The sequence below is a fragment of the Bradyrhizobium sp. 160 genome, from assembly GCF_023073735.1.
GTDB lineage: Bacteria > Pseudomonadota > Alphaproteobacteria > Rhizobiales > Xanthobacteraceae > Bradyrhizobium.
In genome coordinates, this window is sequence record NZ_JADPKD010000044.1 from 45955 (window position 1) to 60688 (window position 14734).

Genomic DNA, 14734 nt, shown 5'->3' on the forward strand with positions numbered 1-14734 from the left:
GAGCCGCAGTGGGAGTGGCGAGATGTTGAAGACGATCGTGACGAGACTGTGCGCCGATGTCGCGCGCACAGGCTGCGCAAAGAAGCGCTCCCTCAGCATTTTCAGATCGGCAATAGAAACAGCTCATTGGCATACTACGGCTCCACCTTTAGGGTGAAGATCTTGCTGGCCGACCGACCGTCGGTGTCCTTCACGTCCACTCTCAGTATGTATTCGCCCGCCGGCAGTTCGGCATCTAGGATATTGATGCCGTCACGTCGGATGAAGGGCTTGGCCCGCGGAGTGAGATCGACATTCGGGGTACGATGAGTTGCATCGCGTGGGTCACCGGGATCAGAAGGCCGACCGCGAAAGCGCCTACCCACATCTTGCTCATGACCTGCCTTGTGTTGCCTGGCCGCTCAGTCCTTCCCTTCAGTACCCGATTGCCGCACGCCACCGTCGCCAATGATCGTGTACGGGGCCCAAAACAGCGGATGCGCATAGGCGAATTCCGCTTTGCCTTCGCTGCCGAGATAACCGGGCCCATCCACCAGAGCCATCATGGCCTGGCGCAGAGCTTCGCTACGCCCGAGCGTTGGATCGTCAGCCTGGCGCTTGAACAGGTCGGTGATCAGCTGCCGTGCGGATTGCGAATGTACCGACCAGTTCGTGACGAGCAGAGCACGGGTCCCAGCATAGAAGAAGGCGCGACCGAGCCCCGAGGCGGCTTCTGCGCCGGCTCCTGCGCCGGCACCGGTATTGCAGGCGGACAAGATAACCCAATCTGCATCGAGCTTGAGACCCAGGATCTCTTCCATAGTCAGCAGCCCATCACCGGCCTCGCCGGTAACCGCCGGGGACGAGAGCGCGAGTGCGGGCTGAGTCAGACCATTGAGCTCCCCCGGAACAAGTCCGTGTGTCGCGAAGGCCAGGATCTTGAATCCGGACAGATTCAACTTCTTGACCACGCTTTCGGCCGCATCCTTGCCCAGAAACAGCGCCTTCGATGGATCAGCCTGCAGCGCCAGCGCGATCGACTTCAGCTCCTCAGCGGTATCTGGCAGGCGAGGGAGCAGAGCCAACTCCGCACTGTCGACGCCATCGAGGTCCGGGCTGTTGCGTCGCTTCAGCGGCACGCCGCGGGTGAGACCCGCTGTAGCAGCATCAGCCACCTGAACTTTGTCCTGCCCGGCTGCTGCCTCCGCAAGCTGATCCCTGTTGAAATATGGGTCGCCGAACGCCACCAACTCGCTCCGACCTGCCTTGCCGGGTGGCAATTGGCGCAGCGTGCGCAAGGCTGCTGCAGACGGAACAGCCGAGACGGCGTGAGTGCGGGCCAGCCACGCCACGTGTCGGTATCCCACAAACAAAGGATCGTCATCAGGTGCAATTTCGGCTGGCGCGGTCGGCAACAGTGACAACGGCAGCAGGCCGAGCGCACCGTTGGTGATGACAATCAGATTCTTGGCGGGCTTCCAGCCGCTCTCCACAGGCTTGAGCAGAAGCTCGTAGAGTTCATAAGCAAGCTTCAGGTCGAACGGCGGGATGTCGGAAATCATCGCTGCCTGCGGCTCAAGCGCCTCGCGCAGCTTGCGGATCTTCCTTTCAATATCGCCAATGCCGGCTTTCACCGCGGCAAAGGCGAGGGGGCCCGATTTCGGAACGGCCCAGACAAAACTGCCATTTTGACCGAAGTAGAAGGACAGTACGGCTTCACCTTCAGCAAGCGTCGACCGAATCTCCGCCACGGTCGGTGGCCTGGGTGAGACGAGATCAGCATAGGCCGGGAACTTCTGCTTGATCTCCAGCCGCGCCTTGTCGCGCTCGACGCGCAACGTCGCAATCGCCGCCTGGATCTGCTGCATGCCTTTTTCATCGCGCTCCGACGTCGGGATTGCGAGCACATTGTTCAGGAGCCCGAGCTGGGCATTGACCTGCTTGGTGAGGTCCTGCTCCCTGCGCACAAGCTCAGCGAGGACCGAGTCTTTTGCGGCCGCGCGGGCGCTGGACGCCGCCAGGGCCTGCTGGACCGAGCGAGCCCTGATCGCATCGGCAAGGCTGAATGTCTCCTCGCCAACTTCGTCCGCCGTTCGCGGCGCGCGAGCGAGCAGAGCAAAATAGCTCTCGACGGTCATTTGCAGCCTCTGGATGCGAGCAGCCGTCACAGTCGTGTTTTCCTCATCGGCGTTCTCGCGTGTGTTCGCCATCATGACGGGGATCGCGGCCCTGAATTCGCGGATCGCCTCCGCATCGCGATGGGCGCGCATCAGTCCGACCGCCAGCGTGCCACGCGCTGACGCCACGTCAAAATGGCTTTCGCCGACACGGCTGATCTGCTTCTTCAGCAACTGCTCGGCGGCGCTGATGCCCGCGTCGACCTGGCCGGACGCATAAAGCGAAAGGATACGCGAAGGATTGAGCTCGAACACCTGGCGGCGCTGCGGCTCCCAATTGACGATGGCCTTGTCGATCCGTGTATAGATCTCATTTGCCTCCACGCCCTTGCGCTGGAGCGTCAGGATTCCCGCGAGTTGCGCGAGGAACTGGACCGTTGGCTGTGAGTCCTCCGCAAGTCCCAAGGCTTCATTGACTTCCAACGCGGCCCGCACCAGTTGCGTAGCCTCTTGATAGCGGCCTTGCTCAACGAGCATTCCGGCGAGACCCACAATGAAGCGCGGCGTAGCCGGGTTGTACTTGCCGACATCCTTCAAGCGGGAAAGTAGCGCGCGGCGGGCGTCGATTTCCGCTTCCGCCAGCTTTCCCTGGCGCGCCTCCGTTCGAGCCAGGTTCAGCACGGTGGTATCGATCGACCACAGCAGCGTTGATGCCGATGGCGGGTTGGGAGAGGCTAGAATCTCCTTGATGCTGGCGCGCTTGCGCTGCTCTGTCGTGCGATAAGAAGCTTCGGCCTCGCTGAATTGCCCTCGGGCCTCAAAAATCATGGCGCGAGTAAATTCCACCTCAGCTTCCCAGGACTGACCAAATCTGGCATAGGCAGCTCGCCATGCAGGATGACCGCTCGTCCTCGCCTCCTGGATCGCACTCAAACTTCGCCGCAGATAGGCTTCCGCCTGTGCGATGTCGCCCATCTGGATCAGGATGCCGGCAACCTGCCGATTTGCGTTGAATTGATAGCCCTTGCCTCCAGCCGCATTCGCGATGTCACGGAGTTGGCGCTGGTAGATATCAAGCGCTTTTCTGGGTTCGCCGGCTGCGAGATACTGCTGCCCCGCAAACTGCATCAGGCGGCCCATCATGCTTGGGTCGGAAGCCGCCCGTCCTGCTTCAACAGCCTTGTTCGCATCCGCAATCGATTGGTCCAGCCGTCCTAATTGCGCCCGTGCATTGCCACGATCGAAATAGAATTGCGCCAGCTTCTCCGGCGATTCCTTGCCCGTTGGAGATGCGTCCGCCGCCGACCTCAGCCTCTCAATGACCTTCAGATCGGGCTTTTCACTGTCGAGGATCGCAGTGATGTCCGAAATCGTGCGGGGAGGCGCAATGAAGCCGGAGGGAAGCGAGGCTCCCGGCGCGAGTTTGGGTGTCACCTCGGCTGGAATCTCAACCGCGACATTCGCACGCCCGTTGGCAGCTTTCAGAGCCGCCACTACACAGGCGCGGACCGGTGGGGTCGCCCTGGCTCGGCAGCCGCCGAAATCGCCGCCGGCTTGCATGCAAGCCTGAACAATCGGGCGGCCGACCTTTATCCGACAGCTCCCGATAGCCGCTTCCATGGTGAGGGCGGTGGCAGACGATGCCGACCCTAGCAGGACGCAGCTCAAGATCAGCTTGCGAGAGGTCGGCAGAAGCAGAGCGACTGAGAGACCTTCGATTGCGCTGTAAGATCGCATTTGAAATTCTCCTGCGCAGAATGGAATTCCCGCGAAGAGACAATTGTGCCGCGGCCGGCAGCGCCCCCGGCACCCGTCATTCCAGGCGACAACGGCCCACCCCGCATCTCGCGCCGACGTTGGGGGGCGCGCCGTACTCGGTGTAAGGGATTTGCAGTCTAGCGGCGCCCGGCTCCGCCGCCAGCTCCGTGCATCCCGGCATGCCAGCCGCCGCCTCCGCCGCGCCCCAACGTATTGTCGAAGCCGTAGCCCATCATTCTACGCTTGCCGCCTCCGCCGCCGCCAGCGCCGTGCATCCCTGCATGCCAACCGCCGCCTCCTTGATTCCACCTGCCGCGATGGCCGCCCACCAGCTCAGTGGCGTCTGCGTGCTTCCTCGCTTGACCGAGGGGCGCAATCAAAGCTGCCAACTGAATTCCGCGCTGGGTGTCAGGGTTCGCTGCGAAGGTGTACGAGGGGGCAGCGACAGCAGCTGCTGGCGCATGAGTAGCCGGTAAACAGACGAGCAGTGCGCTTGCTAGAACCAAGGATTCCTTTAAGCCCATTTTGGCCTCCTTGCTGGACGACGTCGGAGCTTTTGCGGATTCGCCGCTAGCGCGCTCTCTTGGTGAACATGGCGCGCAGTCACTCTGCGGCCCCCGTCCGTCACACTCTTGAATGCTCCCTCCGGAATGCAGAATCCGCGCTTAATCGCAGTTAATTATTATTAAATACATCTACTTTAAATTGGTCGCAACAAAAATCAAATGCGGTCAGACAATATATAGAATGCTTGGCAGCTCTCTCACCCCGCCCAACGCGCGTCGCGAGACCTCGGGCGTAAAGCGCGCCAAATCCTGGCTTGCCGAAGCAGACCTGCAATCGTTTGAATGCAATGGTTTGAATCAAGCGTAATTAGCTGCCGTCAGCTGAGCGACAGAGGTCGATCTCGATCCCTTCACCTGCTCTGCAACCTGCTAAAGCACTCGAAGAAACGGCTCCTGCATCCAGCAGGCATGCTGGAGCCGTCTCTTCCGAGGTCCTTGTGCGTGCGTCCGGCACAATTGGCAAAATTATGGCTCATTATTAAATGGTGATCTATATCTAACTGAGTTGGTCTTACGGATTTAATAATTAAATTTTTGCGAGCGATCGTGATGATTTCCGGTCAGCATGTGACCTGAGCTGCGTTCGTTTGCGACACTTGCGGCGGATGCCCGCGTTTTCTCTTTTGGCCAAGGCTGACTCAGCCGTGCTTGCCGCGAGCTTACCTAATCTTCGCAGAATTCCACGTGCTTGCACGCGACCGGATTGGAAATTCTTGGCCGGCTTGTCGGTCATGGGTGCGTTCATGACGAGGTCATCGAAAGACGCAGCGCCCACGGAGAATCGCTCAGCGGCCCAGTTTGAGCTCTTCAAGCAGCTTCATTCCTACCTGCGCGAGGCATCTCGAGGACTCTCTGGAGCAGCGTGGGATGGCCAAGAACGGCACGCAATTCCGATTTGTCGAGCCATGCTGCTGCATCCTCGAAGCTTTGGCATTCCTCGAGCTTGATGGTTGCCGTCGCCAATGGCACCTCGACGGCGCCAAATTTGCGCGGCTTGACAAGCGACAGTGATCCCAAATGCTCGGCCAGCAGTTCCGGATCCCGGCTGAGCTGGTGTAGTGCCCCGGCCATCGCGGTGGGCTCAGATGCGGCGAGTTCGTTTGCACGGAGCACCACAGCGGGCGGGTTGTTGGTTTCCGGCGTGGCGAAAAGTCCAGGCGTCTTCAGTCGTGCAGACGTCATGAGTCCCAACGGGATTGAAAGCAGAAGACCCAGCACGACAGGCGACATCCAAAGCAGCAGCGGCAGAGAGACCGCGTAGGCACTGAGCGACAGGGCCAGTCCGCAGAGCGTGGGGCCGGCGAGCTTGCGATAGATTTCGCCGCGCGCCAGCTCGCCATCGCTTCGGCGTTGCACCTGCCAGCCGGCGTCCCGGCCAGCTAGAATTTCAAACACGGCCTTGGTCTGGAGGATCATCATGCAAGGAGCGATCAAAGCCGCAAGAAACGTCTCGCAAACGACTCCGGCCAGTACGCGAGGACTCCCTGCGAATCCGATCCGCTCGTTTCGATTGCCGATCAGCACCAGATAGGCGAGCAGCTTCGGCAGGATCAGAAGTCCCATTGTCGCTGCAAAGACCCGGGCGGCAAGCACCGGGTCCTGTTGCGGCCAGGTCGGAAACAAACTGAAGCCTTTGGGAAAATACTCCGGTCGGATGAAATGCGCCTGCAGTGCAATCAGCAGGCCGAGTACCAGGAATAGAAACCACAGCGGCGCGGTGACATAGGAGCCGATCCCCGTAAGCAAATGCAAACGCGAGACCCAGTGTAGCCCGCGCGCGGGCAAGACTGCGAGATGCTGAAGGTTACCCTGGCACCAGCGACGATCTCTTGCCGCAAAGTCCAGCAGTGACGGCGGGACTTCTTCGAAGCTGCCGCCAAGCGCCGGCGCCAGATAGATTGCCCAGCCCGCGCGGCGCATCAACGCGGCCTCGACAAAATCATGGCTTAGGATGTGACCCCCGAAAGGCTTACGACCGCTCAGCTCCGGCAGGCTGGCCTCCGCAGCGAACGCCCGCACCCGGATAATAGCGTTGTGGCCCCAGTAATTGCTGTCGCCACCGTGCCACCAGGCATTGCCGGCTGCAATGATGGGGCCGTAAACACGCCCCGAGAATTGCTGCAGCCTGCTGAAAATTGTGCGCGCGTTGACGATGACCGGCTGCGTCTGGATCAGCGCAGCAGCGGGATGGGACTCCATCGCGTGGACAAGGCGAACTATTGTGTCGCCCTCCACGAGGCTGTCCGCGTCGAGAACGATCATGTGATCATAGACCGACCCAAACCTCATGACCCAATCGGCGATGTTGCCGGATTTCCGCGCGATGTTGTTGGAGCGATGCCGGTAGTACAGCCGCGCGGCGCAGCAGGCGCGGCGCAGCCCAATGAACGTCATCTCTTCACGAATCCAGATGTCGGGGTCGCTCGTATCGCTCAGTAAGAACCAGTCGAACTGGTCCCCACATCCGGTAGCTTGAACTGATTCATACATGGCGCGTAGTCGCGCCATGAGATGATGCGGGTCCTCATTGTACGTGGGTAGCAGCATGGCTGTGCGGGAGGTTACACGAGGCAGTGGGCCCGTCGTATCGATCGGCAGACAAGACCGGGTGCGCGTGAGCAGCACGAGGAATCCAGCGAACGCGGACATGAAGGAGAAGGCGACCCATGCGAGCAGCACAAGGAAGAAGCCGAGCAGCATCGCCTCGAGGAAGGTTACACCGCCAACCTTCACCACGTCATACATGCCGTAGCCGCCTGCAAGCGTCAGCACCCCAGTCCCGGCAAAAATAAAGAGGCGGCGGAGCGTCAAGGCGGTGCCCGAATGCACCGGCGACGGGTTAGCTTCAGCCGCGCGATCCAGCCGGCACGGCAGCATCGGCAGCGGGCTTTCTGGCGGCAGGAATGTGCTGCCAGGTGCGTCCGGCGAGGGCTTCGGCGACGGCCTCAGGGCGTCCATCGATAGGTCCACACTTCGGAGACTGGCGCTTCGTTTTGCGCCAAGAAAGCTCGTAATTCGATGGCGGCTTGCTTCTTGACCAAGCATTGGAAGCTCAGACGCCATCCGCCTGTCATGGGATTAGGTTGCGTGACGATGTTGCTGATTTCGGCTTGTGCAGCGGTCACCACACCTTTGATAGTCTTGGCATCGATGCCTTTGAGTCGGTCCCCCATCAGTTCCAGCACGAACAGTTTGCTATCATCTCCCCGGCTTCCGATCGCCGTTCGCGTGAACCGTGCGAGGGCCTCCGGTTTGGGAGCGTCCGGACCCCAGTGCAGCCGATAGGTGAAGATGTGTTCGCTTTTGGCGGTCAGCGGCTGCTTGGGTTGCCAGAGCGCTGCGATGTTGTCGTGAATCTCCTCCTTGGTGGGTATCTCGAATAATTTCACCGCTCCTTCGCCCCAATCTCCGATCGGTTCGAACCATAGGCTTGGGCGCTTTTCGAAGTTGGATTCGAGATCCTGATAGGCGAAGAAGTTCCTCTCCCGCTGCATCAGCCCGAAGCCCCCCGGATTGACATCGGCAAAGCTGCTGACCTGCAGATCGTGCGGATTGTTGAGGGGACGCCAGAGTTGCTCACCTCTGCCGTTGAAGATCGCAAGTCCATCCGAGTCGTGAACCGCGGGGCGGAAATCGTCAAAATCTTTGCGATCGTTCGGCCCGAAGAAGTACATGCTGGTCATAGGCGCGAGCCCGGCATGCTCGATGTCCACCCGGGGATAGAGAACCATCTCGACGTCGAAAACCGTGCTTTGGCCGGGCCGGATCGTGAATCGGTAGCTTGCGGCCGCGCTCTTGCTGTCCAGCAGCGCGTGCACCACGATGGACGAGGCATTTGGCACCGGCTTCTCCAGCCAGAAAGCCTTGAACACCGGGAATTCTTCGCCCTTGCTCTCGCCGGTATCGATCGCTAGTCCGCGCGCGGACAGGCCATACGTCAGTCCTTTAGCGACTGCTCGGAAGTAACTGGCGCCCAGGAACACACAAACTTCATCGTAGTAATCCGGCCTGTTGATCGGAGCGTGAATGCGGAATCCACTAAACCCGATGTTGACATCCGGCCATTGTCCGAGACCCTCTCCGAACGAGAAGTCGTCACGCCGATACGGGATCGGTATGACGCTCCTGTTCACCACCTGGAAAATGTCGACCCGGTTCTTGTAGAAAAAGCCGCGGTGAAAAAATTGCACTTCGAACGGTAGCTTCTCATCACGCCACAACGCCTTCTCAGGCGCGAAGCGAATTGATCGGTATTGGTCATAGTTGAGATTCTTCAGCGCATCCGGCAGCTTCTCGTCGGCAGGCGTGAATGATTTCGCGGCAAGCGCGCGGGCAAGTTCGCGCACGTAGGACGGGCTGAACGGCTGGGCGGGGCCCGTCTCAGCCTTCCCCGCACGCAGTAGCATATTGGCAACTGAGAACGCAGCCGATGCGCGAAGAACTTGCCGGCGGTTCACGCTCACGTCTCCCGGTTCGAAACAGGTGGGAAAACGGCCTATGTTCCTCGGAGTTCCGTGCGGGTAAGGGGATGTGACACTGGTGACTTCAGCAGAATGTTCGAATGGACTGAGGAGGAGATTTGAAGCAAGGCTGGCCTGAACTGCGAGGCAGCTCTCGCGGCTGGTCGGCAAACCGCCGGAGCTGGCGGTGTTGGCGTTTTGCAAGTCCGCACGCCCAGATTAGCTCAGCCCCGGAGGCAGCGCAGCGCACCTCGACGGTGTGCTGCAGAGCCGGGCCATGGCCCTGGATCGCTGTGTGGCTTGCTCAGGCGCTGCAGCGCGCCGAGAGCGAGAGCCAAAATAAAAACGGGGCCCTGAAGGGGCCCCGCAAAGCTTTGCAACGCTGCGGCGACTTACTTGATCTTGGCTTCGCGGAATTCGACGTGCTTGCGCGCGACCGGGTCATACTTCTTCTTGACCAGCTTGTCGGTCATGGTGCGCGAATTCTTTTTGGCGACGTAGTAGAAGCCCGTGTCGGCCGAGGACACGAGCTTGACCTTGATGGTGACCGCTTTGGCCATATTCAAACCTCAGAATGAAGGAAATCTGGAGCCGGCCAAACGGCCCGCGTTGGCCGGCAACCTAGCCAGAAACCGCCTGATGTCAAGGTTTTAGGGGGCAGAAACCACCCAAATCGGCCCGATCAGGCCTCGAAGAAACGGTTTTTCGGCCGCGGCAGGCCCAGATTCTCCCTCAAAGTGACCCCTTCATACTCTTTGCGGAAAATCCCGCGGCGCTGCAGCTCCGGCACCACCTTGTCGACGAAATCGTCGAGGCCGGCGGGCAGGAACGGGAACATGATGTTGAAGCCGTCGGAGCCGCGCCCGACCAGCCATTCCTCCATCTGGTCGGCGATGGTCTTGGCGGTGCCGACGAACGACAGGCCGCCATAGCCGCCGACGCGCTGGGCGAGCTGGCGCACGGTGAGCTTTTCGCGCGCGGCAAGATCGACCATGCGCTGGCGACCGCTCTTGCTGGCGTTGGTCTCGGGAATATCGGGGAGGGGGCCGTCCGGATCGAAGCCGGAGGCGTCGGTGCCGAGGATGACCGAGAGCGAGGCGATGGCGCTGTCGTAGTGCACGCGGCTGTCGAGCAAAGCGCGCTTCTCCTTCGCCTCATCGACGCTGTCGCCGACCACGACGAAGGCGCCGGGAAGGATCTTCAGGTGCTCGGGATCGCGGCCGACCTTCGCCATGCGGCTCTTGATGTCGGCATAGAGCTTTTGCCCGTCGGCGAGGCTGCCGCCGCCGGTGAACACAGCCTCGGCCGTCTCTGCCGCGAGCTGCCTGCCGTCTTCGGAGGCGCCAGCCTGCACGATCACCGGCCAGCCCTGCACGGGGCGGGCGATATTGAGGGGACCGCGCACTTTCAGATATTTGCCGTGGTGGTCGAGCGTGTGCATCTTGGCGGGATCGAAGAACAGGCCGCTCTCGACGTCGCGCACGAACGCATCGTCGGCGAAGGAGTCCCAGAGCCCGGTGACGACGTCGTAGAACTCGCGGGCGCGCTTGTAGCGTTCGGCGTGCTCCATGTGATCGTCGCGGCCGAAGTTGAGCGCCGCGTCCGGATTCGAGGTGGTGACGATATTCCACCCCGCACGCCCGCCGCTGATGTGATCGAGCGAGGCGAAACGGCGCGCGACGTGATAGGGCTCATCGAACGTGGTCGATCCGGTCGCGATCAGGCCGATGCGCTCGGTGACGGCCGAGAGCGCAGACAGCAGCGTGAACGGCTCGAACGAGGTCACGGTGTGGCTGCGCTTGAGCGCGTTGATCGGCATGTTCAAGACGGCGAGGTGATCGGCCATGAAGAAAGCGTCGAACTTGCCGGCCTCGAGCTTGCGGATCAGCGTCTTGATGTGGCCGAAATTGAAATTGGCGTCAGGCCAGGCGCCGGGATAGCGCCAGGCGCCGGTGTGGATGCTGATCGGGCGCATGAACGCGCCAAGCTTGAGTTGCCGTTGTGCCATCGCCCGGTGTCCTTCTTCATTGTCGTTCGAAAAGACATAGGTGCGGGCGGGAACTCCGCCATTGGGGGAGGCGGGAAGAATTTTTTGTTTTTTGCGGCTCTCTCAGCACGTCATTCCGGGGTGCGCCTCAGGGCGCGAACCCGGAATCCATTGAACTGCGGAGACGGTGGATGAATGGATTCCGGGTTCGCGCTTCGCGCGCCCCGGAATGACGGAGGAGGGAGCCGCGTGCCGGATAACGGATGATCCGTAGCGCCGCGGAGCCTAGCTCAAAACATCCTTCTGCATCTTGCCGCCGTAGAAATGGAAGAACGGCACCGGTGCATCGTGGCGGAGCGGGCCGGTGGCAAGGCGGGTGTCGAGCTCGTTGAGCACGTTGCGCGTCATCGGATGCAGGTCTGCGAGCGGTTTTGAGCCGAGCTCGACCCAGACCAGCTCGACCAGCTCGGCATCGGCATGGATCACGCCCTCGACGCGGTGGGTGATCGCGGAAGCATCCGCGGTGAAGAAGCGGGTGTCGAAGCGCTTGACGCGGCCGGGCGGCGTGATGGCACGGGCGATCAGGAAAAGGCCGGAGGGATCAGGCAGCAGGCCGGCATCCGCGAATGGCTTCCAGGGGCCCTCGAGCTTGGGCACCTTGCCTTCGGCCTTGCGGCCGAGGCAGAGACCGGTCTCCTCGCAGGCTTCGCGAATCGCGGCAATGGCGAGCGATTTGGCGCGCGAGGGAGGGGTCTTCGGGCTGCCCTTGGCGAGATTGGCTTCGAGCTCTGCGGTAATGGGGGCGGCGCAGGGCACGCGATAATCGGCCTTGTCGACACGGCCGCCGGGGAAGACGAACTTTCCGGGCATGAACACCACCTTGTCGTGGCGCTTGCCGACCAGCACTTTGGGAATAGGCCCGCTGCGATCGACCAGGATCAGTGTCGCTGCATCCCTCGGACGAAAATAGGGATGGTGGTCGGCTTCCTTCTCCTCGTGAACTTTAGCCTTCTCCTCTGCCGGCGAAATATCCGTCATGTCCTCACCCGAACCGCTCTTGTTTGTTTTGCTTACACAGGCGGAATACCATCGGGAGGGTTCTCGTCAAACCCGTGCATGCGCAGAGCCCATTGCAAGCCGACCACAGCTCCCTTGACGGGTTGCAACAGCGCGAGCGAGGCGAGGAAGGTAAAGGGCAGATAGGCCACGAAACTGAGCCACACCGGCGTCGTGTAGTTGGTCTCGATCCAGAGGATGGCCGGTACCACGATGTGGCCGACGATGACGATCACGAGATAGGCGGGCAGGTCGTCGGCGCGATGCGGGGTGAAATCGAGGTCACATTTGGCGCAATTGTCCGCCGTCTTCAGAAAGGCGCGGAACAGCTTTCCCTCGCCGCAGCGCGGGCAGCGGCCGCGAAAGCCATGCTTCATCGCAGCCCACACGTCGCGCCTCTCGACAAGGCCGGTCTCGCGCGTCCAGATCTTCGGCGCCGTGCTCATCGTCACCATGCCTTGCCCTTCTGTCCCTTGCCTTCGCTCTTGCTTTTCCCCTTGGCCTTCTTGCTCTTGCCGGATGTCTTCTGTTTCTCCGGCCTGCGCTTCTGCTCGGGACTGCGTCCCGGATGCGGCTTCGACGATTTGCGCTGCGGGCGGAACGGCCTGCGTTCGCGGGAGCCGGTCTCACCTGCCGATGACAGCAGCTCGAAGCGCAGCGCGCCTGCGATGGGAGCTGCTTCGATCAGACGAACGTCGACGACGTCACCGAGCTGATACATGGTGCCGCTGCGCGTGCCGACCAGTGCGTGGCGGCTCTCGTCATAGTTGAAATATTCCGTGCCGAGGGATCGGATCGGGATCAATCCGTCGGCGCCGGTCTCGGCGAGCTTGACGAACAGGCCGGCGCGGGTGACGCCGGAGACGCGGCCCTGAAAACTCGCGCCGATGCGGTCGGCGAGATGGTGCGCGATCAGGCGATCGACGGTCTCGCGCTCCGCCTTCATCGCGCGCCGTTCGGTGAGTGAGATATGGGCGGCGACTTCGCCGAGAGATTCGGGCGTCGCGCTGTCGGGCAGGGCGCCTTCGCCGAGGCCGAGCGCGCGGACCAGCGCGCGATGGACGACGAGATCGGCATAGCGGCGGATCGGCGAGGTGAAATGCGCATAACGGCGCAGGTTAAGGCCGAAATGACCGTAGTTTTCCGAAGAGTATTCCGCCTGGGCCTGGGCGCGCAGCACGACCTCGCTTACCAGCGGGTAATAATCGTGGCCTTCGAGCTGGGCCAGCACGCGGTTGAACAGCGTCGGGCGCAGCGCGCCTGATTTCGTGAAGGGAACGTCCAGTGTCTCCAGGAACTCGCTGAGGGCGTGGACCTTCTCCAGCGTCGGCTCGTCGTGCACCCGGTAAATCAGCGGCAGCGACTTCTTCTCCAGCATCTCCGCCGCGGCGACGTTGGCGAGGATCATGAACTCCTCGATCAGCTTGTGCGCATCGAGACGCTCCGGGACGACGACGCGGTCGACCGTTCCGTCGCTCTTCAAGAGGATCTTGCGCTCGGGCAGGTCGAGATTGAGCGGATCGCGCTCGTCGCGCGCGCGCTTGACGCAGGCGTAAGCCGCGTAGAGCGGCTTCAGGATCGGATCGAGCAGCGGGCCGGTGGCATCATCGGGCCGACCGTCGATCGCAGCCTGTGCCTGCGCATAATGCAGCTTCGCCGCCGAGCGCATCAGGATGCGGTGGAAGCTGTGCGAGCGCTTGCGGCCGTCCGGTCCGATCACCATGCGCACCGCCAGTGCGCCGCGCGGCTCGCCTGGCACGAGCGAACAGAGATTGTTGGAGATGCGCTCCGGCAGCATCGGCACGACGCGGTCGGGGAAATAGACCGAGTTGCCGCGATCGAGCGCGTCGCGGTCGAGCGCGGTGCACGGCCGGACATAGAAGCTCACGTCTGCGATGGCCACGTTGACGATGAAGCCACCCTTGTTATTGGGATCGTCGTCGGGCTGCGCGTGGACCGCGTCGTCGTGATCCTTCGCATCCGGCGGATCGATGGTGACGAGCGGAACATCGCGCCAATCCTCGCGCCCTTTCAGGTTCGCAGGCTCCGCCGCCTCCGCCTCGCGCTCGGCCGCGGGCGAGAATTGCAACGGGATGTCGTGGGCATAGATCGCGATCAGGCTGATGGCCTTCTCCGACTTGACCGAGCCGAGCCTCTCCTTGACGCGGCCGGAGGCCAGGCCAAAGCCGCGCGAGCGGACGATGTCGACGCTGACGAGGTCACCGTCTTGCGCGCCTTGTGTATCGGTCTTCGCGATGTTCAGCTCGCGGTCGGCGAACTTCTTGTCGACAGGAACGAGCCGTCCGCCGCCTTCGGAAAGACTGCGGAAGACGCCGAGGATACGGCTCTTGGCCTTGTCGATGACCTTGATGATGCGGCCGCGATAGGCGGGACCTGCGTCCTCGTCCGAGCGCTCGACGCGCAGCAATGCGCGGTCGCCGACACCGGCGGCCGTGCCAGGCTTGGGCCGGCGCGGCATCTCGATCAGGATTTTTGGCGGCTCGCCGCTTTCGACCTCGTCCCATTCGGCGGGGGAGGCGATCAATTCGCCGTCGGAGTCGCGGCCCGTGATGTCGGCGAGCAGCGTCGGCGGCAGCGTGTCGGGCTCGGAGATCTTGTGGCGCTTCTTCTTGATGATGCCGTCGTCGGCGAGCTCGCGCAGCATGCGCCTGAGCTCGGCGCGATCGGCGTTCTTCAGGCCGAACTCGCGCGCAATTTCGCGGGTCCCGACCTCTCCGTGGTTTGCCTTGATGAAGGCGACGATGGCTGCCCTGTCGGGAAAGCCATGGTCATTCTTGCGTTTCACTTAAC

8 protein-coding genes are annotated in these 14734 nt (G+C 61.9%); all 8 read right to left on the bottom strand.

The features are described from left to right. Nucleotides 1-401: 401 nt before the first annotated feature. The 8 genes from IVA98_RS17765 to rnr all read right to left on the bottom strand — a co-directional run bounded on the left by IVA98_RS17765 (nt 402) and on the right by rnr (nt 14729). On the bottom strand, nt 402-3656 hold the full coding sequence (locus IVA98_RS17765) for a CHAT domain-containing tetratricopeptide repeat protein (protein ID WP_247355284.1): 3255 nt from the start codon (nt 3654-3656) through the stop codon (nt 402-404). Between the two features lie 1571 nt (nt 3657-5227). Further along, complete coding sequence (mdoH, locus tag IVA98_RS17770; protein ID WP_247355285.1) at nt 5228-7378, bottom strand: glucans biosynthesis glucosyltransferase MdoH; 2151 nt, start codon at nt 7376-7378, stop codon at nt 5228-5230. Further along, nucleotides 7366-8826 (bottom strand): glucan biosynthesis protein G, encoded by a 1461-nt coding sequence (locus IVA98_RS17775; protein ID WP_247334264.1) that lies wholly within the window; start codon nt 8824-8826, stop codon nt 7366-7368. Before IVA98_RS17775 ends, mdoH begins: the two co-directional genes overlap by 13 nt. Before the next feature lie 446 nt (nt 8827-9272). Then, entirely contained in the window at nt 9273-9440 is a 168-nt protein-coding gene (rpmG, locus tag IVA98_RS17780) for a 50S ribosomal protein L33 (RefSeq protein ID WP_007603295.1), read from the bottom strand. 122 nt (nt 9441-9562) lie between these two features. After that, a complete protein-coding gene (locus tag IVA98_RS17785; protein WP_247300771.1) occupies nt 9563-10888 on the bottom strand; it encodes an LLM class flavin-dependent oxidoreductase in 1326 nt (441 codons plus the stop codon). A 264-nt stretch (nt 10889-11152) separates the two neighbouring features. Then, nucleotides 11153-11905 carry an NUDIX hydrolase gene (locus IVA98_RS17790; protein WP_247300772.1) on the bottom strand — a complete coding sequence of 251 codons (753 nt, stop codon included), beginning with the start codon at nt 11903-11905 and terminating at the stop codon, nt 11153-11155. 32 nt (nt 11906-11937) lie between these two features. Beyond that, nucleotides 11938-12378 (bottom strand): DUF983 domain-containing protein, encoded by a 441-nt coding sequence (locus IVA98_RS17795; RefSeq protein WP_247277009.1) that lies wholly within the window; start codon nt 12376-12378, stop codon nt 11938-11940. Then, entirely contained in the window at nt 12372-14729 is a 2358-nt protein-coding gene (rnr, locus tag IVA98_RS17800) for a ribonuclease R (RefSeq protein ID WP_247355286.1), read from the bottom strand. The genes IVA98_RS17795 and rnr overlap by 7 nt, the downstream gene beginning before the upstream one ends. Between the last annotated feature and the right edge of the window lie 5 nt (nt 14730-14734).